Below are 25,124 nucleotides of genomic sequence, written 5' to 3' on the forward strand. Positions count from 1 at the left end.
CTTGTCTTACCAATGAGAAATATTCAAGTTTATGAATATGTATTCATATTTGTGTTGACTCTACTTTCAATCAAGGCTAATTTTGAATATCTGCCAGCATTTCGTCGTACCGTCATGGGCTGGCCGTTGTAGCAAGGGGAGGAGTCTATGTTATACGACTCAAAATTAGAAAAAGATAACTGTGGATTTGGCTTGATTGCGCATGTAAGCGGTCAGCCGAGTCACAAACTGATCCGTACAGCAATCACAGGTTTGGACCGCATGCAGCACCGAGGTGGTATTTCTGCAGATGGCAAAACCGGCGATGGCTGCGGACTGTTATTACAAAAACCGGATAGTTTTTTTCGCGCCGTCGCAGCTGAAAATGATTGGCATGTGGGCAAAAACTATGCGGTAGGTATGCTATTTTTAAATCAGGATCATGAGCTTGCAGCTGCGGCTGAGAAAGTGATCAGTGAAGAATTAGAAAAAGAAACACTGACGCTCATTGGTTGGCGTGAAGTACCCACCGATCCATCTATGTTAGGTCCTATCGCTAAAGCACAATTACCGCAGTTTAAACAGGTTTTTGTCGGTGCGCCTGAAGGGTGGCGTCCTAAAGATTTAGAGCGTCGTCTATATATTGCAAGACGACGCATCGAAAAGCGTTTAGAGCAAGATGAGCAGTTTTATATTTGTAGTTTGTCCGGTTTGGTGACTATCTATAAAGGCTTAATGATGCCTGCGGATCTACCGAATTTTTATACTGATCTTGCTGATATGCGGATGACCAGTGCGATTTGTGTATTCCATCAGCGCTTTTCAACCAATACACAGCCTCGATGGCCGTTGGCGCAACCGTTCCGCTATTTAGCTCACAATGGTGAAATCAATACTATTGAAGGTAACCGTCAGTGGGCGAGAGCGCGTGCTTACAAGTTCGCGTCGCCGTTATTACCAGACTTACAAAATGCGGCACCGTTTGTCAATGAAACGGGTTCTGACTCGTCTAGTTTAGATAACATGCTAGAGCTATTTTTAGCTGGTGGCATGGACTTATTCCGCGCTATGCGTATGTTAGTGCCACCTGCATGGCAGAAAAATCGTGCCATGGATGAAGACTTACGCGCATTCTATGACTTTAACTCCATGCATATGGAGCCGTGGGATGGCCCAGCTGGCATCGTGATGTCTGATGGACGCTTTGCTGCCTGTAATTTGGACCGTAACGGTCTTCGTCCTGCCCGCTATGTGATCACGCAAGACGGCTTTATTACGCTTGCCTCGGAAGTGGGCATTTGGGATTACGCGCCAGATGAAGTTATAGAAAAAGGTCGCGTGGGTCCAGGTGAATTACTGGTGGTTGATACCTTACATGGCAAGATTTGGCAGTCCGATGAAATCGATCAAGACCTGAAATCCAGACACCCGTACAAAACTTGGCTTGAGCAAAATGTTAAGCGTTTAACGCCATTTGAAGCGCTAGATGAGAAAGCAGCTGGCAAGCGCGATCTTGACGACGAAACTTTGCTGACCTATCAGAAGCAGTTTGGTTATACCAATGAAGAGCTCGACCAAGTGATCCGCGTAATGGGCGAAAACGGCCAAGAAGCAACCGGCTCAATGGGTGACGATACGCCATTTGCAGTGCTATCTGAAGGACACCGTTCGATATTTGACTACTTCCGCCAGAAGTTTGCTCAGGTCACGAACCCGCCAATCGATCCATTACGGGAAAATCATGTAATGTCACTGGCGACTTGTATTGGTCGTGAGCAAAACGTTTTCAACGAAACCACAGGTCACGCTAAACGTTTGCAATTTGCCTCGCCAGTATTGACTTATTCTGACATGCAGCAGCTATTAGCCGCCGATGATGACCATTACTGTGCGTGTAAAATTTCATTGATTTACGAGATTGAAGAGTCATTGCAAGATGCAATCAAGCGCATTTGTGATGAAGCCGTTGCAAAAGCAGGTTCTGGGTGCGTGATGTTAGTGCTCAGTGACCGAGAAATCGCTGCAGGTAAACAAGTTATCCCAGCGGCGATGGCCGTGGGGGCAGTACAAAGACGACTAGTGGATGGCAACCAGCGTTGCGACACCAATATTTTGGTTGAAACAGGTAGCGTAAGAGATCCGCACCAGTTTGCTGTTTTGTTAGGTTTTGGCGCAACAGCGATTTATCCTTATCTAGCCTACGAAACCCTTGTTGCAATGTGTGATAAGAAGATCATTAAAAAGTCTTACCGCGAGGTGACTTTGTCTTATCGCGGCGCGATTAACAAAGGTTTATACAAAATCATGTCGAAGATGGGGATCAGCACCATTGCTTCCTATCGTTGTTCGATGTTGTTTGAAGCCGTCGGTTTATCCGATGAGGTGGTTGAATTGTGCTTCAAAGGCGTTGCAAACCGTATTAAAGGTGCGTGTTTTGACGATTTTGCCTTGGAGCAACAACAACTCAATAAATTGGCATTTAGCAAGCGTAAACTACTATCACACGGTGGATTATTAAAGTATGTGCATGGTGGTGAATACCATGCGTATAACCCAGATGTCGTGCAAACTTTGCAGACCGCTGTTCGTTCGGGTAACTATCAAGACTACGTTAAATACGCGGAGCTGGTAAATAACCGCCCAATTACAAATCTGCGAGATATGCTTAAGCTTAATACGGCGCAACAAGCAATCGACATCAATGACGTTGAGCCTGCTACCGAGCTCTACAAACGTTTTGACTCAGCTGCGATGAGTATCGGTGCATTATCACCAGAGGCACACGAGGCGTTAGCAATTGCGATGAATCGCCTCGGCGGTTGCTCTAACTCTGGTGAGGGTGGTGAGGATAAGCTACGTTTTGGTACAGAAAAGAATTCGCGTATTAAGCAGGTTGCTTCTGGCCGATTCGGTGTGACACCACATTATTTGCGTTCAGCTGACGTTATTCAAATCAAAGTTGCGCAAGGGGCAAAGCCGGGCGAGGGTGGTCAGCTTCCAGGTGAAAAAGTCACCCCTTATATCGCGAAGCTACGCTATTCGGTTCCTGGTGTTACTTTGATTTCGCCGCCGCCGCATCACGATATTTATTCGATCGAAGACTTAGCTCAGCTTATTTTTGACCTCAAACAGGTCAATCCTGAAGCGATGATCTCGGTCAAGCTGGTTTCAGAGCCCGGTGTCGGCACGATTGCGACTGGTGTTGCTAAAGCGTATGCCGATCTCATTACCATTGCCGGTTATGACGGTGGTACTGGGGCGAGTCCGCTGACATCGGTAAAGTATGCTGGTAGCCCATGGGAGCTCGGCCTTGCTGAAACGCAACAGGCGTTGGTTGAAAATGGTCTACGCCACCGCATTAGGTTGCAAACAGATGGCGGCTTAAAGACCGGATTAGATATTATTAAAGCAGCAATTTTGGGTGCTGAGAGCTTTGGTTTTGGTACCGGCCCTATGGTTGCGCTTGGCTGTAAGTACCTGCGGATCTGTCACCTTAATAACTGTGCAACCGGTGTTGCTACGCAAGATGATACGTTGCGTCAAAAGCATTATCACGGATTGCCGGAAATGGCGATGAACTACTTTAAGTTTATTGCGCAAGAGGCTCGTGAACTGATGGCCGCTTTGGGAGTCACAAAACTCACCGATTTGATTGGTAGAACGGATTTACTTGAAGCCATTGAAGGTAATACTGCAAAGCAGAAAAAGCTCGACTTAAGTCCGCTTCTAGCGAAGCCGAACAATCCGTCAAATGAAGCGCTGTATTGCACCCATACTAATCCGTCACATTACAGTGGTGCGTTGAACGAAAGCTTACTAGCGAAAGCGAAGACGGCAATCGATGAAATGACAGGTATCTCGTTGGTGAGTCGTATATCCAATACGGATCGCTCTATCGGTGCAATGCTGTCTGGTTATATCGCGAGCAAGCATGGTAACCAAGGTATGGCAGCAGATCCAATCGCACTTGAGTTACATGGTACAGCAGGGCAATCGTTTGGGGTGTGGAATGCGGGTGGCCTTGAAATGACATTAGTCGGTGATGCTAACGATTACGTTGGTAAAGGGATGGCTGGTGGAAAGCTAGTCGTGCGTCCTCCTGTTGGCTCAAGCTTTGCCTCTCATCAGGCGGCTATCATCGGTAACACCTGTTTATATGGCGCGACCGGCGGCAAGTTGTTTGCAGCAGGTCGAGCTGGGGAGCGCTTTGCCGTGCGGAATTCGGGTGTACAAGCGGTTGTGGAAGGGCTTGGTGATAATGGCTGCGAATACATGACGGGAGGCGTGGTGTGTGTGCTTGGTCAAGTTGGCGTTAACTTTGGCGCAGGCATGACTGGTGGTTTTGCCTATGTACTTGATGAAGAAAGTGATTTTGATAAGCGGATCAACCCTGAGTTGGTCGAGCTGGTAGACCTCAAAGCGCTGGCATCGCACCAAGAACATCTACGCGGTTTAATTGCAGAGCATTTAGATTTAACGAGCTCAACTCGAGCTGAGCAGATCTTAGCTAACTTTGAGTTGTATTTGCCAATGTTTACATTGGTAAAGCCAAAGTCGAGCGATTTAAACAGTTTACTTGGCCACCGAGCGCGTAGTAGCGCTGAGCTAAGAATTCAGGCGCAGTAGGAGAGAGCAATGAGCGAGAACGTTTACCAATTTATCGATGTACAACGTGTAGATCCGCGCAAAAAGCCTATTTCTACGCGTAAGCAATCTTTTGTTGAAATTTATGAGCCATTTTCTGAGCAGCAAGTTCATTCGCAATCCGATCGTTGTTTAGATTGTGGTAATCCGTATTGTGAATGGAAGTGCCCAGTTCACAACTATATTCCGCAATGGCTCAAACTTATTCGTACCGGCAGAATCATTGAGGCAGCGGAGCTATCTCACCGTACCAATAGTTTGCCTGAAGTGTGTGGTCGAGTATGTCCGCAAGATAGGCTTTGTGAGGGGGCGTGTACGCTGAACGAAGAGTTTGGTGCAGTGACTATAGGAAATATTGAAAAATATATTACTGATACGGCGTTTGCACAGGGCTGGAAGCCTGATCTTTCTTACGTTACTTGGACTGATAAGAAAGTCGCAATCATAGGCGCGGGTCCGGCAGGGCTTGGCTGTGCAGATATTCTAGTGCGAAACGGCGTGCGCCCTGTGGTGTATGATCGTAACCCAGAGATTGGTGGCTTGCTGACCTTTGGGATCCCGTCATTCAAATTAGAAAAATCGGTAATGGAAAACCGTCGCGAGATTTTCACCGAAATGGGCGTTGAGTTTAAACTCAATACCGAGGTTGGTCGTGATGTCTCAATGGACGAGTTATTGTCGCAATACGACGCGGTATTCTTAGGTGTGGGGACGTACCAAAGCATGAAAGGTAATCTTGCAAATGAAGATGCCGATGGTGTTTATGATGCGCTACCATTTTTGATTGGTAACACCAACCGAGTTATGGGCTATGACGAAAGTCAGCATAACTATGTGAACATGGCTGGTAAGCGCGTGGTGGTACTAGGTGGTGGTGACACAGCGATGGACTGTGTTAGAACGTCAGTCAGACAAAATGCGCAATCCGTGATCTGTGCTTATCGTCGTGATGAAGAAAACATGCCAGGCTCAGTTCGAGAAGTTAAAAATGCCAAAGAAGAAGGGGTTGAATTTAGATTCAATTTACAGCCGGTTGGTATTGAAATTGACAGCTCAGGCAAAGTCACGGGCGTTAAAATGGTGAAAACACAATTAGGTGAACCTGACAAAAATGGTCGCCGTAGTGCTGAAACCGTGGAAGGCTCTGAGCATACACTAGAAGCCGACGCGGTGATCATGGCATTTGGTTTTAAGCCTCACAACCTTGATTGGTTAGCACAATACGATGTAGCAATAAATCACTGGGGCGGTATTGTTGCACCAGAAAAAGGCGCATTTACACATCAAACAAGTAATCCTAAGATCTTTGCCGGTGGCGACGCGGTACGAGGTTCTGATTTAGTGGTAACGGCGATTTTTGAAGGCCGCAACGCTGCTGAAGGCATTTTGGATTATTTAGAAGTTTAACGCTTTTGTCGTTCACAAACCCCAACTACATTCGTTGTAGCTGGGGTTTTTTTATTTGAATTTTGCGTAGGGACTGTTTATCTTTTAAGTTTGTTTTTGCAGCAGTTTGATTGGTGTTTATACAAGGCAGAGTCTGCGTAGCATAGTTGTTCTATGTGAGTCAGGCGATAACACAGTAGAAATGCTAATCAAGCGCTGCCCTTTGGGTTCACCTGAGTGTGCTTTGTTCATTGTTGCTCAACTTTTACCTAGATTACTAGGCGGCAAGTTGCGCGTCGCGACCAAAACGCACTCAGAAGAACAAAAATCAAACAGCAAAGGTCAACAGGCCCTTGTTAGCCACTAACTTAATTTTACTCAACATATATTTATCAATAGTATTAAGGAAAGATCATGAATGAAACAATAAACTCAGGCGCTGATGCGGTCACTGCAAAGATAGCGAGCTTAAGCGATTGGCGTGCAGTGGTATTGCAGCAGGTCAGAAGTCTGATCCTAAGTGTTGATAAAGAGGTAGAAGAAGATATCAAGTGGCGTAAGCCAAGCAACCCAACAGGAGTGCCTGTCTGGTCAAAAGCTGGCATGATCTGCACGGGCGAAGTATACAAAGATAAGGTCAAACTTACCTTTGCATACGGTGCAAAGTTTGAAGATGAGCACCAGTTATTCAATACAGGGTTTGCAGGTAACACTCGACGGGCGATTGATATAAAACAGCAGGACACCATCAATGAAGCCCATTTCTGTACATTGATCCGCGCAGCAATTCGGTATAACGCTGCGCGTTAATCAACAGGAGCAATCAGCCTGATAACGGCTAAGCACTTTGTACTTGTAATAATTCTTTTGCACTCGCTCTTGTCGTGTCACTTATTTTATCTCCACCAATTAACCTTGCTATTTCATCAATGCGTTGGCTTTCTGCCATTGGGGTCATTTTGGTAAAGGTTTCGCCATGTTCTACCCGTTTTGCGACAAAGAACTGGTTGTGACCACTGCATGCCACTTGCGGTAAATGGGTAACACAAATAACTTGCGTGGACTGGCCAAGCTGACGTAGCAATTTACCTACGGTTGCAGCCGTTGGACCTGATATCCCTACATCAACTTCATCGAAAATCAAAGTGGGTGTCGTAACGCGTGTTGCGATAATCACTTGAATGGCTAAGCTTATCCGAGATAGTTCACCACCCGAGGCAACTTTGCCCATAGGCTGTAAAGGTTGGCCTGGGTTAGTAGAGACGTAAAATTCAATGTGGTCATACCCAAGAGGGCTCGGTTTAGCGCCAAGATTAGGCGTTAACTGGATCTCAAATTGACCATCACCCATCGCAAGCTCTTTCATACTTGCAGAAATACGTTCGTTAAGAGATGCACTGGCTTGCTGGCGGCTTTGACTTAATCCTTGTGCAGCTTGGTTATAAGCGTTGATGGCTTCAGCAATTTCCTCCTCTAATGCATCCAGTCGTGCAGAATCAGAGCTAATAGACTCAAGCTCGTGTTGTAGTGCTTGATGGTGCTGATATAGCAATTCTGGCTGAACTTGATGCTTTCTAGCTAAATCTAGAGCTTGAGAGAGTCTATCTTCTAGCTCTTGTAGTCGCATCGGATCTTGTTCGACAGAATCGGAATAACTGCGGATCTCTCTACTGGCTTCTTCCACTTGTACTGCTGCCTCTTCAAGCACTTGCGCAATATTCTCAAGGGTTTTGTCAAAACTGGTGAGTTCAGAGAACACTTGTGCACTTTGTTGTAGTTGCGATAGCACAGTCTGCTCGTCATTTTCATAAAGGCGAGAGAGCTCACGGTGGCATTGTTCTAAAATGGTTTGGCTATGGCTTAGGCGTGAATGTTCGGTCTCAATATCTTCATATTCGCCTTCTTGTAGGGCAAACTCGTCAAGCTCCGCTACTTGGTACTCAAGAAGTTGTTTTTTTGCGGCTTGTGCCTGCTGTGACTTTTGTAGTTCGGCATATTCTTTTTGCAGTTTATGGTAGTGATTATATTGCCCCTTAACTGCTTGTAACAAAGTCGTGTGGTTAGCATAGGCATCTAGCAAGTGCAGTTGATATTCTGGCTTTAGCAGTAGCTGATGGGCGTGTTGTCCATGGATTGCAATAAGATGTTGGCCTAACTCTTTTTGCTGGCCAGCAGTAACAGGGGAGCCATTGATGTAGCTTTTACTACGCCCACTTTTACTAATAACACGACGAAGAATACATTCATTCTCTTCGTTATCTAGCATATGCTCCGTTAGAAAGCGTTTGGCAGCTGGGAGATTTGAAACATCAAACTGAGCAGAGATATCCGCTTTGTCGGTACCTGGACGAATAGCAGAAGGATCAGCGCGCTCACCGAGACATAAAGAAAGCGCATCAATTGCAATGGACTTACCTGCGCCTGTTTCACCTGTAATTGCGGTCATGCCACAATGCCAGTCAGTATTTAGCGCACTAACAATAGCAAAATTTTGAATATTTAAAGCTAAAAGCATACTGTACACCCTAACAGAGAATTACTGTTAATTTATACAGTATTTTGTTGTTTAGCAACTCAAATTAAAAAATTCTGCTAAAAATAATAGCAAGATTAACCGACGGCATGCTCTTTTACTAAGGCTGCTGCTTGCTTTTGTTGGTTGGATGGCTCTGAGCTAGTTAGTTCTGGTGAGTCTAATACATCTTCATCTTGCTGTTGTGCTGGTGTTTCAGGTGTTTGAATGCGAGCAATGAGGGCCGGGAGCATCTCGCGATAGAAATCGCGATTATAGGCAATGCCTGCCGTGGGTAATTCGGCAACAAAATATTGTAATTGCTCAGCAAGCAAATCCATATTGCCATTTGAGCGACACTTGTTAAGCTCGTTTGTCACTGAATAGATAAATAACTCAGACACTTTTTCCAGTTGCGCTAAGTTTTCTTCCGAGTGGGCTTGAACGACAAAAAAGTTGCCAACAATTGCATTGATCTGCGGTGCGTATTTTGGCCTTAAAATCTTCGCTTCGACGAATTCAGCAACTTTAAGTTTAAAGTTGCTACTAATCACTTTTAAACGATCGTTAAAGGCTTTTTTTTCCGCTTCACGGGCTTTTCTTCTATTATTTTCAATCACTAAATACACTGAAAGTATAGTGATAAGCAGCGCCAATGTGAAAAATACAACGTAAGCCATTTTATTGCTATTTACCTAAATTAGAAAAATTAACCAAGGTTATTTTGCGTAACTTTGCGTGCTTAGTAAAGCCTACTGCCCCAATTTAATTTCTGTCTAAGAACATTGTAGTAGGAGTAGCATTTAGGGTGGATCAATCTTAGTCTTTTCTCCGCTTTTTTGATGATAACCTCGTCGCCAGGTAGCACAGCCAGTACAACATGGCTGTCACAACTTACTTGTAAGCTGTCGGTGTTTTCTAGACTTAACTTAAGTTTGACTTCTTTTTCTGCATCCACCACTAAAGGCCGGCTGGATAAGGTATGCGGAAACATAGGCACCAAAGAAATAGCGTCGAGTTCTGGGGTTAAAATAGGCCCGCCACCAGAAAGCGAGTAAGCGGTTGACCCCGTCGGTGTCGAGACAATTAAACCGTCTGAGCGCTGGGAAAATACAAAGTCGTCGTTGATAAAGGCCTCAAATTCAATCATATGAGCAACCTTATCAGCGTGTAATACGGCTTCGTTCATTGCTAAATTTGCGCTTTTAAGTTGGTGATGTCGATATACTGCCACCTCTAACAGAAATCTCGATTCTTCAATAAATTGGCCGCTTAACACCGCTTCTAGCTGCGCTTCAAAGCCTTCGGGGTTCAAATCTGTCAAAAAGCCTAAGTTACCGCGGTTAACCCCAATCACGGCGACATCAAAACGAGCCAGTACTCTCGCCGCACCAAGCATGTTACCGTCACCACCAACAACAATAGCAAGATCGCAGCGTTTACCTAGTTCAACTAACTCGACAACAGCGTCTTCGTCTAACGACTTTATTTGCTCCGCAACGCGATCTTCTACGAGTACTTCATATCCTAATGCTTGCAAAAATGTGTAGAGTCGTTGTAAGGTCGTCCCCGCGCCTTCGTGGTTGGGTTTGCCAATTAAGCCGATGGTGTTAAACGTGGTCGTCATTCAGTCATTTGTCCTTGGTATCTTTGTTGCAAGATTATATTAAAAGCGTAGTGCTTGAAACTGGCAATTGACACCCATATTAAAATAATTATGAAACTAAATCCCAGAGATGAACAAATTCTGTGTGCGGTCATGCGCCATTATTGTAATGGTGAAGGGCAGCCTGTTGCATCCAGCAAAATAGCAAAGCAGGACGGCCTTGCTATTTGTTCTGCAACCGTACGCAATGCAATGGCAAGACTTGAAAATCAAGGCTTATTGTATTCGCCGCACACGTCAGCTGGCCGCGTGCCCACCGATCAAGGTGTAAAATTCTGGCTACAGGAGTTTTTTCCTCTGGCTGATGTTGCCGTTCATTGGCAACCAGATCAATCCGCAATAGTCTCTTTTGCCCACTTATTGAGCCAAAACTTCCAGGTCTGTTGCTGCGTTGGATTACCACAAGTTAGCAGCAAACAAATGTTCCGTGTCGAAGTGCTCGATTTTGATCGTAAAAATTGGCTGGTCCTGCTGTTAGACAGAGCGGGGCAATCACACAATATTTGTATAGATAAACCCGTTGATGACTCCGACGCGTTGCGTTACCAGTTCGCGGCTTGGATGAATACTGTATTCAGTCAACAAACTTTAGTTGAAGGGTTGCACCGAATGCGCGCCATGGCACACAGCGCACCGCCGAGTTGTCATCATATTTTGGCCCAGTGGACTAAGCAGTTAAGTCAGCAATTAGGCTCAGATAATGCGATTGTTGTGGGCGAGCGCTACTTATATAACCGCCTAGAGTTGGATAGAGAGATTAATCTTGGCGTCGGATTTTTAGACCAAGTTGAAGACCGCTTGGCGTTTAAAGACGGTGTATCCGTGTTACTTGGCGAAGAGCTAAGCATGCTCGGTTTACATCGCGTAGTGGTGCTTAGTGTGCCGTATTTCTCCAAAGGAGAATATCAAAGTCGCTTTTGCGTCATTTGCCCTGCGGATTCAAAGATCGAAGCTATCTTGTCGGAATTCAAAAAATTGCCGCAATAAAGGGTTGAAACTCTCATTTCAATCCCCATAATTACCGCAGTTGTAAAGAATCGGAGAATCACCACATGTCTGAGCAGACAAAAGCCCCAGAGCAAGAGCTTGAACAAGAACAAACACAAGCGGAAGCGGAAGTTGTAGAAGCACAAGCAGAACAACAAACTCAGGAAGAGCAGGCAGAAAATGCGGGTGAGTTGAGCCCAGAAGAAGAAATCGCTGGTCTGTATGCTGAGCTTGAAACCGCTAAGCAAACTATCGACTCACAAAAAGATAGCGTTGTTCGCGCCGCTGCTGAGCTTGAAAATGTTCGTCGCCGTGCAGCGCAGGATGTTGAAAAAGCGCATAAATTTGCGCTAGAAAAGTTCTCAAACGAATTACTACCTGTAATCGATAACCTAGAGCGTGCGATTGAGTTTTCTGACAAAGAAAACGAAACTTTAAAGCCAGTGCTTGAAGGTATTGATATGACTATCAAGACATTTGCTGATGCCCTTGCTAAATTTGGTGTTGAAGCGGTAAACCCGCAGGGTGAAGCATTTAACCCAGAGCTACACCAAGCAATGTCAATTCAGCCAAGCAATGATGTATCACCAAATACTGTGCTTGCTGTGATGCAAAAAGGGTATACCTTAAACGGTCGTCTATTGCGCCCTGCAATGGTGATGGTCTCTAAGGCTGCTGAATAAGCAAATTCAATTTGAAAAAGCCGCTCATTGAGCGGCTTTTTTGCGTTTAGGAACGAATGTATTTGCTTACCAGCTACACAGCTTCACTCTATCAAACCAAGGGCTTGAAAAAGACTTGGCTGTGATGGGGAGGGGAGCCGTTACTTCGACGCCTAACTCTTTTGCTAAATATCTATGTACTAGTAGCTTTACTTTATCGCTTTCTAACTGGGTATATGCCAGTTGTAACGCTTGCTTAGTGCTTTGGTTGGGCATCTCCCCCTCGAGTTGTTTATAGCGCGCCTCAAGCCATTGTAGCCAAGCTTGTTTTGATTCGTTTGGAAAGGCTGTGGTTAGGGTAGACGTGGGCCCTTGTAAACGTTCGTAGTTCACGATTTGTTTTTGAATAAGAAAGACAAACATCAAGTTAATCCCCGCTGAGATTTGACCCGAGCGTTTATCAACGGCTTGATAGCCCAACAGAGCATGGCGAAAATACTGCTCGGCTTCAAATACTCGACCTTGATCAAGTGCGAGGCTACCCAAATTGCTTTCGATCATCGCAAGTACCGGGGTTTGCTTTAACTCCTCAGCTAATTTGCGTGCTTTGGCATACAATGTTCTCGCTTTTTGGTAGTCATCTTGGTTGCGGGCAACTAGCGCCATACTGTTAGTCAGCGTAAGTCGTTGGCGGTCATTTTCTGCATATTTGTAGGCACACTTAAGACTAGTATCAGCATCATCAAGGTATTCTTGTCGGCGTAACCAAATCCCTAGCGCACTCAAAATGGTAGGGAGGTTGGCTTTAAAAAACATGTCATCTGGATACAGAAAGGTCGCGTTTATTGAGGTATAGAGCCTATCAACTTTGTTTGTTGGTACAGATGCACGAGCGCTCAGCAAATGCCACTGAATAAATAACGGTACAGGTACATCTGGCAGTTGCTCTAAACTGTCGAGAATAATCAAGGATTGTGCAGGATTAACCGTTAAATAGTCGCTGGCCTCGTCTAGCTTACTTTCAAAATATGAGAAGTCTTTCGCCAACGCATGTTGGCAAAAATAAAATGTACAAGTTACAAAGAGTAAAAACCGAACCAAGCAAATCCCAACCACATTTTTGCGCATCTATTAACTGTAGTCGGCAGTAACAAATAGTTCCAAATCAATTACGACAAACAGCATTATACAAAGATAAGCAACAATGTAGAGGTTACCTCTTCAATTATAAATGGGGATCGGAAACGTGATGAAAAGAAAACAAATTGTTGAGTTCACTCTGGTGCAATTCAATTAGCCGATTAATATTTTCAAGGTCTACAGTGGTTAAACTGACTTTGCTAAGCATATAGCTAACCGGAGTTCTATTCGCCTCGATACCAGAATAGATAACATCGGTATACTCTTTGGCTTGAATAAAGTGCTCGCCAGCGAGCTTATCTTCAACAACATAATCAACTCGCTGTTTACCCAACATTTTAAAGCGGCGAGCGGCATTGGGCAGGTGTACCAGCTGGTCGTTATAAAAGTCTTGGATCAGTTTTTCAAAGGCAATTCCATAGTAGCTGCCGGCATTCAGAGCAAATGTGTTTCCTGCAAGGATCAACGACTCGACTTCGCCGCCAATTTTTGGTTTTTCTTTATGTTGGAATAATGCCATGACTTCTTGGCGGTAAGGTGTAGTGAAGTAAGCAAACTTAGCTCTAGATGCCGTTTTGGTCGCAGCCATTAGTACATCTACCTTACCTACCTTTAACTCTGCTAGCATTCTCGCTGAAGTGGGATAAAAGACATATTCCAAGCAATAAGATGAGTCGTTAAACAAGGTGTTTAGCGCATTAATCTCTAAACCAGAGACATTACCTTCTTTACGGGAAATATAAGGAGGCCACAGTGTTTCGTTCATTCCTATGCGCAAAGTTTTGCTACATTTCGCTAAAGTTTCAAATGCCCAAAATGTGATAAGTAAACTAAGTAAAAGTGATATAGAACATTTCATGGCGTAAATCTCTGAGCGTTTTATAAAGCATGCTTATTTTATCAGCAAAGGAAGACTGGTACACGTGTTTTGTTAAACGATTAAGAATGTTTAATGTATCCGCAAAGTGTTTTTTGCTTCTTAATTTATTATTGTACATTGCGGCTCTGTGCGAGTACGGTCGCTATGGTATTGATAAGCTCAAGCTGCTCTATGGGTTTGGCAACATAACCATCAAATCCGACGCGCTCATACAAGGCTTTGTCTTCCGCAAAGGCATTTGCAGTCAATGCGATTATTGGGATATTGGGATCCTTTCTTTTGAGACGCTTGCAGGCTTCAACGCCATCCATTTCAGGCATTTGAATATCCATAAGTATTAAGTCGGGTTTGTTTAGCTCGAATTGTTCAATGGACTCTTTACCATTATTCGCAATCGTAATATCACCATTGGCTTTACTGATCATAGAACGCACTACCAGCTGGTTTACTGGATTATCCTCAGCCAGCAATATGGACGTACCGCTCAAGTCTGCTGCTGTTAGCGGATCGCCTTTTGGTTGCTCTGATGTACACTTAGCCTTTTGCAAGGGCAACTCGATGCTAAATTGACTGCCTTCTCCGACAGTACTTTCTACTTTTATCGTGCCGCCCATCAGGTCGATTAGGGAGCGGGTGATAGAAAGGCCGAGCCCCGTACCACCAAATTTTCTGGTGGTGGACTTATCCGCCTGCTCAAATCGTGAAAAGAGTTTTTTGATTGTGGCTTCTGTCATTCCTATGCCGGTGTCGGCAACGGTGATAAGCATACCTGAATCATTTTGGAGTGGTTTTATATGGGTAATAATACTACCAGTTTCAGTAAACTTAATGGAGTTTGACAAGAGGTTAAGCAACACTTGCCTGACTCTGACTTCGTCTCCAAGCCAAAACTTATGCTCAAGTTCAACGTAGATCTTAAGCTTTAATCCCTTGTTTTTTGCCAACACTAAGAAATCTGAGCGTAGATGTTCAACCAACACCTCAATATTAAATGGTCGTTCTTCAAGCTCAATTCTACCGGCTTCAATTTTAGAGAAATCCAAAATATCGTTGATGATAGTATTAAGTGCCTTAACCGAGTAAGTCGCCTTCTCAAGTAGGTTGGTAGCGGTGCTGTTAAGTGGTTCCGACTTTAATAGTTGTAATGTGCCGTATAAGCCATTCATGGGGGTTCGTATTTCATGACTCATATTCGCCAAAAAGACGGCTTTGGCTTTGGCTGCTTGCTCAGCTGCTTCTTTGGCGTGCGAGAGTTCTCGCTCATGTTTGAGCTGCTCAGTGAGATCTAATGCGATGCCCAAAAAACCATCAATATTGCCGTGTTCGTCGGTCAAGATTGTTACATTTAACTTAATTTGAACGTGTTGATTTTGCTTAGTAACGTAAGTCCATCGACTAGTATCTACCACACCTTGTTTGGCTTTGGCGACAAACACTTCAAACCCAGGTTCAATGACTCTGCCAAGCTCTTCCGTTAACGCTTTTGCTCTTGCTATGACCTCTTCCTCAAGATGGAAAATGGCAGGGGATGATTTACCAATGAGTTCATCTTTTTTGTACCCTAATAAACGCTCAGCAGCAGGGTTAAACTGGGTAATGATACCGTCAGGATCGGTGGCGACAATGGCATAACCCGAACCTTCAACAATGCTGGTGTGAAGTTGGCTGTATTTTACGATTTCTTTAGTTCGTGCTTTTACTTCCTGTTCTAATGAAGAGTTCAGTTTAGCAAGGGACTGTGCTTTTTCTTCTTCGGCTGCTAGCTTTTCCTTTTCTGCTAAGCGCTGACGCGTAAAGCTTAAAAGCAGAATATAAGTGATGATTGCCAATAGCGCAGACACCAGCAGCGCAACTTGCAAAATGGTATTAGGAGAGACGAGATTGAGTGAACGGATAAATTGCGGAGTTGGCCAAATTTTTACTTCCCAAGAGCGACCAAACAAGGTGACCTGTTTAGCCACCGAGTTATCCAACTCTTTAATATCTTCTTTTAGCACCTGATAAAATGGTGTGTTTTCATCGTTATTGGTTACATCGGAAATTTGAATTGAAACATCTTGTCGAAAAGACAGCAAAGTCGACAGGATCTCATCGATAAGTAACGGGGAATAAGTCCAACCAACTAAGTTGTCTAACCGATTTTCTTCATTTGTTGCCATACCAATAGAGGTATAAATTGGCGCGAGTATCAAAAAGCCGTATTTAATTTTATTGTCGGCTTGCACTAAGGTAATTGGGGCGGTAAGCCTCGGCTCATTGGCAGTTGCAGCTTCTATTGCTGCTATTCTACGACTAGCTTCGGAACCTATATCCAAGCCGACGGCTTTATCGTTGTTTACTTCGGGTTCAATGTACTGGATAACAAATTTGCTGGTGCTATGTGGGTTTAGCGTTTTGATGGAGAATGTTCTGTCTGTACGCTCAGCTTGTGCTTGTTGTACAAAGCTGCTTACGCTATCAACGGGGACATATTTGATGATCCCCACGCCACGAGCCCCAGAATATTCTGCTTGGAAGTCAAAGGACCTGATATAACGCTGCATCGCCTGGTAGTCAAAGCTGTGTTGTTGATTCGCATAAATTGCAGTGCGAAGCCCTAAAATACCGTACCAATACAGCGTAACGCGCTCGTTTACACCCTCAGTCACATGGTCAAGCCGTGAGGCAAGTGCCGCCGCTACCTTTTCAGCATGATGCTCCTTTTCTTGCTCATATAACACCAACCCATAAAGCATACTGCCAACTAACACGAGTAGTGCAGCAACAAGTGGCAAAAATCGGCTCTGGCGAACTGTGTGAGCATTCGCTAACGACACGCTATATTCCTTACGCTTTAAATCTAATCAATATGTTAGTCCAGATAGCATAGAATTGATAGTGATTACGGTGAAGTGACAATCCCGAATTTATGCCTAAATTGGCTCAATAAAGACATATTTTGAATTGTTATTTGGATAAATTGTAGATTGAAATCGGATAAGCCATGTGACCATAAAAGCTAAAATAAATATGCGGATTTTGGGCTTTATATAAATGTGGTCACGATGTGGACATTTTTTAGGATGAAATGTGGATGTTTGCCCTGAAAACAAAAAAGCCAGTTAAAGCATATTGCTCTAACTGGCTGTTTTAAAACGCTAAAATTTGGTGGAACTTACGGAAAATGAGTTGAACCAATTGTTCGATGAAATGGCGAGAATCGAAGACATTTTGCAGGACACTTCACTTGGTCATAAGAAGCGTAGATTTGAACCTAAGACCAGCCGTTATGTAGATAAAGACCATTGTTGATGGTTCGCCGTTGTTTTGCTTGTTTAGTAAAAAACACCTTCATTCTTAAGGATATTTTATATATGGTTAGTGATAACTTTGCTATTGCCCCATAGAAACGTTGAGGCAAGTAATCGGTTCTTAGGTTTTATGAAGGGTGCGTTTTGATAAAAAATTCAAAAATCCGAGAGAGGTTAGTATGAGTGGAAAACCTCACCATGAGAAAACAACAGCTGCAGCGACAATAGCTGGGTTTGATTACCAATACTACTATTTCTTGTATAAGCTGTTAACGCTGAAAAAAGGTGAGACAATAGGGTTTGAACTGTTTGATGACGTTCATACTGAGCTTGATAGTGATCACCTTGTACTCACTCAGGTTAAACATACCGTGCAAAAAAAAGTAGACGGAACCACTGCCAATTTAACCGAGCTTGACACAGATCTATGGAAGACCATGAACAATTGGAGCTCTGTCATTAGGGATAAGAATGACGGAAGGGAGGGACTCGATGAGCAAAAGAAATTTGTAAAAAAAACAACCTTTATATTGTCTTCAAACAAATCCTACTCAACTAATAACAGTTTTTTATCACAGCTTTCTAAACTGCAAGATGGGAACGGTAATTTTGATGAAATTTATAGCTATTTAGTTACGCTTCGTGATTCTGTTTCATCTGATGAAATCAAAAGTTATATTAGCTCAGTAATTGACCTTCACGAACAAGTATTAAAAGAGTTCTTGTTTAATATAAGGTGTGATCTTAATGTCGATGAAATAGTTAATAAGTGCAAAACGGTACTTGAAGAGAAAGACGTTAATCCAAAATCTATCGACAGCCTTTTTAGTCAACTTGATTCTGTAGTTAGACAAGAAATATTTCAGAACTTTTCAGAAAATAAAAGTGTTACTTATTCCTTCGAAGAAAGAAGCCGAAAGTTTCGTAGATATTTTAGTATAGCAAACAATCCAGACTTAAAAATACATGAATTTGAAGGAGGCCTGCCAGATAGTATTGAAGAACAAATTTTTATTAAGCAATTGATAGACATTGAGGATGTAGAGCTAAGTGAGCAAGAGATTATCCAGAATTACACTCGCTACAGGTTAATGCTCGAGAGCAACTTATCTCATTGGGTCGAAGAGGGGCAGTTAACTTCCGAAGAAATTAAAGTGTTTGAAGACGAGATTTTTAGACTGTGGGAAATGGAGTATCGGTCTTCATACCGAAAAAAGAATAACCCTGATGAATACACTGATATAGCCCACAAAATTTTGATTGAAATGAGACGTAAGGAATTATCAATATCTGGGCAGAAACTGAGATCGGACATGGGGCATGGAAGTTTGTATAGCCTTTCAAATAGACCAATAATTGGCTGGATTAAAGGTTGGCAGGATAAATATAAATGAGAGCGGAGACACTAAACAATATAGCTTTTGCATCATTGGCAATAGCAATGGTGCTAAACAAATCACAAAAGGTTGAATTGACAAAGGTTTTTTTAATAATGCCTTTTGTTACGAATAAAGAGCTACTATCTTATTTGGCCAATGGGAAAACTCAACTAAGAAGCTTAGATAAACTGATAGTAGATAAGCTTCATTGTTTTTCAAATTTCAACAAACGTTTTTATGATGGCTTGAGTACTTCCATTAATAGTATTCAATTCCTTTCTGAAGTTGATATGGTTTTAATAGAAGAAAACTATGTCACTTCTGTTGAGGAGATCGTTTATTCTAAATCAATGGGAAACAGGTTAAAAAAAGTTTATAAGGCTTCAGAAAATATATCAAAAATATTGAGTGAAGATGCTTCAAGTCTGTACCTAAACTTAAGGGTTGAGATATGAAATATTCAATAACAAAGATTACCCTATGGATGAAAGGTGATTGCCATTACAAAAGAGAGCTTGAATTTAAAGAAGATAAAGTAAATGTCATAACGGGCGAATCAAATACAGGGAAAACAGCAATTCTTCATATTATCGATTATTGTCTTTTCGCTTCAAGGCACAAAATTGCCGAGAGTAAAATTAATGAAAATGTAGCCTGGTATGGAATAAAACTAAAAATAAATGATAAAGATTACTCCATCGCTAGAAAATCACCCAACAGAACCAAAATCTCAAATGAGTATTACTTCTCATCGATCGGTGAAATCCCAGAGCTACCGTTCTCGAATATGACAGAGGGAAGCTTAAAGGAAATATTGGAAGCTGAACTCGATATAGATAAGAACGTTACAATTCCATTCGGTGGCAAGACATTAAAAGCTAACAGTAAGATTTCACTTAGATATTTCATGTTATTTTGTACCATATCAGGTGACATTATTCAGCATAGTGAGGTTTTCTTCGACAAGCAAAATGACAGCAGGTATCGAGAAGCTCTTCCTAGAGTCTTTGATTTAGCAGTCGGTATAGAGACTGTGGAGAACATTCTTATGCGAGAAAAAATGTTAACTTTAAAATCGAAGATCGCAAAAGTAGAAAAGAAAAATAAGAGAGTATCCGAAAAGAGAGCAGAATTTAATGACGATCTAAAAAATATAGCTTCGCAGGCTAAGGAGTTTGGATTAATTAATGAGGGAAGTGATGCTCCAGAGACTATTGAATCTTTAAGGTCAGTTATAGATACTGGAATTTATGAAGCTTGTAATATTAAGGGAAATAGAATAGACGAAATAACCTCCGAGATTAGCTTTCTCGAAAGAAAAGTTAGAAACCTTATCCGTTTTCAATCTGCATATACAGAGTACAAGTCTAGTTTGGGCGCCACTGAAGATAGTTTGAGGCCGTTAGAGTACTGGAGAGAAAAAGAAGATGTCGTGAAAACATCTATATTTGATATTCTTATTAGCTCATTAGAAAGAGACTTAATAAAAATTAAAAAAGCCAATAGAAGTAGAACGCCTATTGACGGAAAAACTTCTGATGAAATAGCTAAATGTAAGCAACTAATTAGTGAACTTAGAGAAGAGTCCAAAGCACTTCCGAAGCAAGCTAAAAGTTTTCGTGATGATAGAGAGAAGTACATTTTTCTGGGGCAAACTAAAGCTCAGCTCGAATTATACACATCTTCTGATGAGCATGGAGAAATAGTATCGACAGAGGAACTTGAAAAGCAGCTAAATTCAATTAGAGTTTTTGATACTTCAGAAAATAGGGATATTTGTGTAAAGGTTTTAGAAGAAATAATTTCAGGGTATATGGAGTTAGTTGAACCATCACTTGAAAACTATGGAAAATATCAGCCAGTTTTTAATTATAAAGAAAAGAAAATAGACTTTAGGAAGCCTCGAACGACATATATTGAAGCGGCTGGAAGTAGTTCAAATGATATGTTTAAACACCTCTTTATGTTTTTAAGTTTACATGAGCTGATGCTAACGAATAATAGCAAACATGTTCCTTCATTCTTACTGATTGATCAGCCTAGTAGGCCTTATTACGGTGAAGAAGGAAATCTTTCTGAACAAAGGTTGCATCACTCAGATAAAGCAAAAGTTATCGATGCACTCAAATTGTTGGACACCTTTACAGGAAATATTTTAAATAATATGAAAAAGCCTTTCCAGATGATTGTTTTTGAGCATGTTCCAAAAGACTACTTTGATGACTTTGAGAACATTCACTTGGTAGAAGAGTTCCGAAACGGAAATGCATTAATACCTAAAAGTTATCTGGATAGTTTAACATCAAGATAAAATGCTTATTTATCTAAACTTATGCGTAATTTTATTTATGAACCCAGTTTGCTCACAAGGCTTGTGAGCAAACTGGATGTGGACAGAAGAGAGACAATATGGCCTGCCCTCAGTAGCAGTCAGAGAAAGCTAGCTAGAGAGTATGGACACACAGCACCTGTAAGTGTCTAATGGTTGTATTGGATAGGTTTCTCGCTGCCTCTTTAAATCAAAGCAGCTAAAGCTCTAGCGTTAAATACATATCCTTGATCTCATCGGGGATGATGCCAAGGTAATCTAGGGTTTGGGCTTCGGTGGCGTGGCGAAATGCACGCATTAGCAGTGCTACTGACACATGATTTTCGATGCGTTGATGATACCCCCATGTTTTTCTGAGCGTGTGTGAGCCAAAGTTTCCATTGAGTTTTGCATGCTCGCACCAGCTTTTAACCAGCCGATTTAACGCTGGCACTGTGAGTGGCTTCCTAAGTCTTCGGAATGACACAAACAAAGGGGCGGAGGGGTCTAAGCGGTTTGGGTGGTGTTCTAGCCAACTTTGTATTGCGGTGATGGCTGAGGTGTTTAACGTGATAGGGCGGTACTGTTTGTTTTTGGATTGTTTAAGCTCTAAATAATCACCCACTTGCAGATGTATGACTTGTCCTATGGTGAGTGATAGTAATTCATTGGCCCTGTAGGCCGTGTTGATGCCTAGGGTAAATAAGCAAAGGTCTCTGGGTTGATGTTTTAAATGGGCTTTGATGGTGTTGATTTCTTGGCGTGTTCGGATTGGCTGCACTTTTATCGAACAGCCTCGCTTAGGGTGGTTTCTGTTGTTACTTTTGGGCATTCGCAGTCTTTAAAACATCTCAAATTTTTGAGCTTGTTAACTTTTATTTGAAAGTTGGCATAATCCATTTTCCCGTTACGTATAAATAGATTAGCAAGGATTCAACAGGCTGTAAGTGTGGTGGGACGCACCATTAAATCCTTGCTGAGTACGCAGTTATTATACCTTTATCAACTTTCAAATATAAATTAAAGAAGTTTTTGTTATATGGAGCCCTGTCCGTTGGGGTGAGCTTTCAAGCTGTTGCTGCTGGAATGACTAACGCTGAGTTTTTAGAGCTTGATAGTTCTTATAAAAAATTTTGGATTCAAGGCGCGATGTATTCGCTTGGGCATGTCGCAGCTGCCAAAAGTAAAGAAACAGGGAAATGCGTTATTGATTGGTACTTTGGAGACAAGCGAGCTGAGCGCAACAGTCTAATTTTAGCGAGTATGGAAAAATATCCATCTTCATATCCGAGTGCAATATTTATCGCCCTTACTGAAAGGGAATGCGGCACCTATCACAAGTAACTTGAATAAGCCTTAACCTACAGCTGTCAGGTTTGAAAACAGTAACTTAATCAATCCTGACCATCGCAAATGTGCCATAATCGGACGTCCAAATCTAGGTAGTCAAATGCAAGGCATGACACTGGATAGCCTTTCCAAAGATTCGATGAAGCGAGTACAATATGCCCAATTATCGGGAAACCCCTTAAGCTAACCCAGCCGATGTTTTGTACTAGGGTGGATAGGTGGCGAAGCCACGCTATCCAACATTAATAAGCACCATGTAAGACAGTGATTCGTTTATGTGTCTTTTGGGCTATGGCGCCACCGCATTATACCTATTTTTTTATAAACTCAAATGTTGTCTCACCGGCTTTCTGCCAATGTTCTAGCTTTTGCTCCTGATGTGTCGGTATATCAATAGTTTCACCAAGAGCCGTGCAAAGCTCATCTAAAAATTTAATTGCTGAACGTATTATTGTCTCTAGATACATCAGAAATCGCTCGAAATCAGGTGGATAAACTAGGTCTGTCTCGCTTTCAAAAATTTTATGCTTACCATCTTGTGCAACATAAGAATTGATTGCTGTTTCTAGCACGAATAAATTAAACACGTACATCATCTTTTGGTCGTTGACAGAGTTAAGTGAATAGCTCAACTCAGGCTTCCACTCTATCGCTTTCATAATTAACTCTGGTTTAATATGGCCAACAAACTTATTTCTTAAATATTTGGAGAAATCATAGCTTTTGGCATTTTCTTTATATTGTTCGGAAAGCTGCGGGTGTTTTTTATAAAGAAGCCTAACGGAAAGCTCAAAGTCTACCAAATTTGTTATCGTTAGGAGTGCTTGTTTAACCAATAACATCGTAGACATATCATGACGGAAGCCATTGGACAATTGACGATCAATCTCGACTAAGTCTGAACGAATTAAGTTTGCCTTAATAAAATTTTCCATCGCCCCCCCCTATAGATACAACGCCCGCGTTTGAAGCTGGTTTGACTCACAGCGGAAAAACAGTATAACAACAGTGTTTTTTATATGTTTTGCTTATAAATAACCTGAAGGCGTTTATATAACTCATTACTTAGGTTTCTTAAGCCTTCATCATTTGGATAATATTTTAATGCTCTATGATGCCCTAAGTCAGAAGGTATATCGTCAAGAGACTGTGTAATTGGAATAACCGTTTTTCCAAGAGTATGTGCTATCCCTGTTTCATACATGACGTTTGGGTTTTTACCTGTAAAATCAACCACTACCACCTTCGAACAAAATATCAAATCAAAGATATCTTGTATAAAGGTAGAATTATCCCATATGTCATCAGCTCGCTTGCATTCCAAACTCATGTAATCAGCTACTCTAGTTATAGCTGAATAGGTGCCATTGAATCCTGCATTAAATGGCATCATTACAGAGATTAGCTTTTCGTTTAATTTTTTAGCAGGAACTTGAAATACGCTGGGCTTAAACGTTATTACTCGCTCGGTCGGGATTTCTTCGTAAGATGTTGAAACGAATTCGCCATTTGCAGGTAGTAGCCGAACTGTTCCGTTCGGTTGAACTGAAATCGTTAAATCATTTGTTTTTAATGCTGAAGTAATCGCTTCTAAAGCCTTATCACGGTCAACTTTATCATCGAAGAGAAAGTGATCTGGATGTAATAGATATTCAATGACCTTGACCATTTCTGGTGATGGCATATTGTCAGTAGACTGCCTTTTATTAAGCTCATCTAGAACCTCCCTAACCCATACTCGTCTAGTTGAGCCATCATGAACATAATCAAGGTCTAAATCGACAAAAAATCTCGTAAGGTAAGATGAACTTCGATACGGGAAGAACTGAAACGGTTGATCACCGCATATCATTTCAGCAATTTTCGCGATTGCTGCTGCTCCAATTTGCATTAACTAAAACTCCTCAATATGGTGGTCACGTAACAAGTTATTAGTAAGACCTTGCTAGTTAGCATACACTGTAAGGTTGCTATCTGTCACCGTCGCTTTTGGCTTATAACTGTTCGTTAGATAAAATCTAAACGCTTTCATCAAAACTGTAAAATCAGATATGTGCTACTGCAAGTGTTTACAGTGATAGGTCTGGTACTTTTACTGGCTGGGTGTGGGAGACTTCTAAAGCAACGTCATGATCTGGTTTGGGGGAAATCTGCATTGATACATCGCGAAGTTCTTGAGTAATACTTTCTAGTCGATCCATAGATGGCGGGGTGTTCTCATCCTCTAACTCTTCGCGTAATTCAACTAAGCGCTCTTCATGAATGAGCAATTGATCGTGTTTGTCATTTGCTACGATTAACGCCTCTTTACTAGCTAAGAAGGCTTCCCAGCTTGGCGCATTCGGGTGACTGGCATAAATGGCTTGTACATCTTCGATCTCTAAACGTTCGCCATTTTCGTTATAGACTTCCCCTTGCTCACTAATAAAAGCTTTGTCGCCATTAGGGAGCGTTATGGCCTTATCCAGCAATGTCTCATGCTCTGTTTGAATGCGGAATAAGTCGTCTTTTGACTGAATTAAAGCCTGATAAAGCAGATCTTCCGTGTCATTTAATAGGCGCAGGGTACGATCGTGTGCGTCTTGATATGCTTGAGACAGTAGTTGGGAATTGAGGCGACTATTGTGCTCTTTTTCTCGCTGGCGTTCTTCATGCTTGGCTTTTAACAGCCCTGTTTTGGGAATGCGTGACGTTTCAATGCCAGCTCGTTCTTGATTGATTTGATCTATGTCTTCTTGGCGCTGCTTAGCTGAACGAGTTGCTTCGGCCTGTTCGAATTCCTTATCCATAAAAGGCTCCGAATGCTGGAATACTGCGCAAATCTACAGCTTTGCTCACATAGGTTCGTGATGAACCCGACCCTATGTACTCAGAACTATTTATATAATGCGTCATTGTTCGCCTCTTTGTCTCACCCGAACGAATTAAATCGATAGTTGTA

General features: G+C 42.3%; 19 protein-coding genes. 9 read left to right on the forward strand and 10 right to left on the reverse strand.

Annotation, left to right across the window (positions count from 1 at the left end; genetic code table 11):
* The first annotated feature begins 147 nt into the window (after positions 1–147).
* The 3 genes from gltB (at position 148) to DS891_RS01275 (ending at position 6,819) form a co-directional block, all read left to right on the forward strand.
* The gene (gene gltB / locus DS891_RS01265) at positions 148–4,605 is read left to right on the forward strand and encodes a glutamate synthase large subunit (protein ID WP_174168585.1); all 4,458 of its coding nucleotides are present in this window, start codon (positions 148–150) and stop codon (positions 4,603–4,605) included.
* A 9-nt stretch (positions 4,606–4,614) separates the two neighbouring features.
* Entirely contained in the window at positions 4,615–6,030 is a 1,416-nt protein-coding gene (locus DS891_RS01270) for an FAD-dependent oxidoreductase (RefSeq protein WP_174168586.1), read from the forward strand.
* A 393-nt stretch (positions 6,031–6,423) separates the two neighbouring features.
* On the forward strand, positions 6,424–6,819 hold the full coding sequence (locus DS891_RS01275; protein WP_010606434.1) for a DUF1801 domain-containing protein: 396 nt from the start codon (positions 6,424–6,426) through the stop codon (positions 6,817–6,819).
* Positions 6,820–6,847: 28 nt separating this feature from the next.
* On the opposite strand, the gene recN is transcribed toward DS891_RS01275, so the two are convergent.
* From recN to nadK, 3 genes are all read right to left on the reverse strand, one after another.
* On the reverse strand, positions 6,848–8,524 hold the full coding sequence (recN, locus tag DS891_RS01280; RefSeq protein ID WP_174168587.1) for a DNA repair protein RecN: 1,677 nt from the start codon (positions 8,522–8,524) through the stop codon (positions 6,848–6,850).
* A 95-nt stretch (positions 8,525–8,619) separates the two neighbouring features.
* Complete coding sequence (locus tag DS891_RS01285; protein WP_010606436.1) at positions 8,620–9,201, reverse strand: hypothetical protein; 582 nt, start codon at positions 9,199–9,201, stop codon at positions 8,620–8,622.
* A gap of 62 nt (positions 9,202–9,263) precedes the next feature.
* Positions 9,264–10,148, reverse strand: a complete 885-nt coding sequence (gene nadK, locus DS891_RS01290; RefSeq protein ID WP_045990546.1) for an NAD(+) kinase — start codon at positions 10,146–10,148, stop codon at positions 9,264–9,266.
* Between the two features lie 90 nt (positions 10,149–10,238).
* Between nadK and DS891_RS01295 the strand changes: the two genes are divergently transcribed.
* Positions 10,239–11,174: an HrcA family transcriptional regulator gene (locus tag DS891_RS01295; RefSeq protein ID WP_171039494.1), complete on the forward strand. Its 936-nt coding sequence runs from the start codon at positions 10,239–10,241 to the stop codon at positions 11,172–11,174.
* A gap of 65 nt (positions 11,175–11,239) precedes the next feature.
* Positions 11,240–11,857, forward strand: a complete 618-nt coding sequence (gene grpE / locus DS891_RS01300) for a nucleotide exchange factor GrpE (RefSeq protein ID WP_102056533.1) — start codon at positions 11,240–11,242, stop codon at positions 11,855–11,857.
* 66 nt (positions 11,858–11,923) lie between these two features.
* Here grpE and DS891_RS01305 read toward each other — a convergent pair whose 3' ends face one another.
* From DS891_RS01305 to DS891_RS01315, 3 genes are all read right to left on the reverse strand, one after another.
* Positions 11,924–12,964, reverse strand: coding sequence for a tetratricopeptide repeat protein (locus DS891_RS01305; RefSeq protein WP_174168588.1), 1,041 nt, complete (start codon positions 12,962–12,964; stop codon positions 11,924–11,926).
* 97 nt (positions 12,965–13,061) lie between these two features.
* Positions 13,062–13,742, reverse strand: coding sequence for an ABC transporter substrate-binding protein (locus DS891_RS01310; protein ID WP_237116936.1), 681 nt, complete (start codon positions 13,740–13,742; stop codon positions 13,062–13,064).
* A 221-nt stretch (positions 13,743–13,963) separates the two neighbouring features.
* A complete protein-coding gene (locus DS891_RS01315) occupies positions 13,964–16,672 on the reverse strand; it encodes a CHASE domain-containing protein (protein WP_174168589.1) in 2,709 nt (902 codons plus the stop codon).
* 653 nt (positions 16,673–17,325) lie between these two features.
* On the opposite strand from DS891_RS01315, the gene DS891_RS01320 reads away from it, so the two are divergent.
* Genes DS891_RS01320 through DS891_RS01330 form a run of 3 tightly spaced genes read left to right on the forward strand, consistent with a single transcriptional unit; the run spans position 17,326 to position 20,836 of the window.
* Positions 17,326–18,540 (forward strand): ABC-three component system protein, encoded by a 1,215-nt coding sequence (locus DS891_RS01320; RefSeq protein ID WP_174168590.1) that lies wholly within the window; start codon positions 17,326–17,328, stop codon positions 18,538–18,540.
* Positions 18,537–18,980 carry a three component ABC system middle component gene (locus tag DS891_RS01325; protein WP_174168591.1) on the forward strand — a complete coding sequence of 148 codons (444 nt, stop codon included), beginning with the start codon at positions 18,537–18,539 and terminating at the stop codon, positions 18,978–18,980. The genes DS891_RS01320 and DS891_RS01325 overlap by 4 nt, the downstream gene beginning before the upstream one ends.
* Entirely contained in the window at positions 18,977–20,836 is a 1,860-nt protein-coding gene (locus DS891_RS01330) for a DUF3732 domain-containing protein (protein ID WP_174168592.1), read from the forward strand. Before DS891_RS01325 ends, DS891_RS01330 begins: the two co-directional genes overlap by 4 nt.
* A 217-nt stretch (positions 20,837–21,053) precedes the next feature.
* Here DS891_RS01330 and DS891_RS01335 read toward each other — a convergent pair whose 3' ends face one another.
* Entirely contained in the window at positions 21,054–21,665 is a 612-nt protein-coding gene (locus tag DS891_RS01335) for a tyrosine-type recombinase/integrase (protein WP_174168593.1), read from the reverse strand.
* Between the two features lie 200 nt (positions 21,666–21,865).
* Here DS891_RS01335 and DS891_RS01340 point away from each other — a divergent pair, with 200 nt between their 5' ends.
* Positions 21,866–22,177, forward strand: a complete 312-nt coding sequence (locus DS891_RS01340) for a hypothetical protein (RefSeq protein WP_174168594.1) — start codon at positions 21,866–21,868, stop codon at positions 22,175–22,177.
* A gap of 317 nt (positions 22,178–22,494) precedes the next feature.
* Here the strand turns inward: DS891_RS01340 and DS891_RS01345 are convergent, their stop codons facing one another.
* From DS891_RS01345 to DS891_RS01355, 3 genes are all read right to left on the reverse strand, one after another.
* Positions 22,495–23,118 carry a hypothetical protein gene (locus tag DS891_RS01345; RefSeq protein WP_174168595.1) on the reverse strand — a complete coding sequence of 208 codons (624 nt, stop codon included), beginning with the start codon at positions 23,116–23,118 and terminating at the stop codon, positions 22,495–22,497.
* A gap of 80 nt (positions 23,119–23,198) precedes the next feature.
* Entirely contained in the window at positions 23,199–24,074 is an 876-nt protein-coding gene (locus DS891_RS01350) for a hypothetical protein (RefSeq protein WP_174168596.1), read from the reverse strand.
* 178 nt (positions 24,075–24,252) lie between these two features.
* On the reverse strand, positions 24,253–24,972 hold the full coding sequence (locus DS891_RS01355; protein WP_174168597.1) for a hypothetical protein: 720 nt from the start codon (positions 24,970–24,972) through the stop codon (positions 24,253–24,255).
* Positions 24,973–25,124 lie beyond the last annotated feature (152 nt).

It is taken from the genome of Pseudoalteromonas sp. JC28 (genome assembly GCF_013319255.1).
In the GTDB taxonomy this organism is placed as follows: domain Bacteria; phylum Pseudomonadota; class Gammaproteobacteria; order Enterobacterales; family Alteromonadaceae; genus Pseudoalteromonas.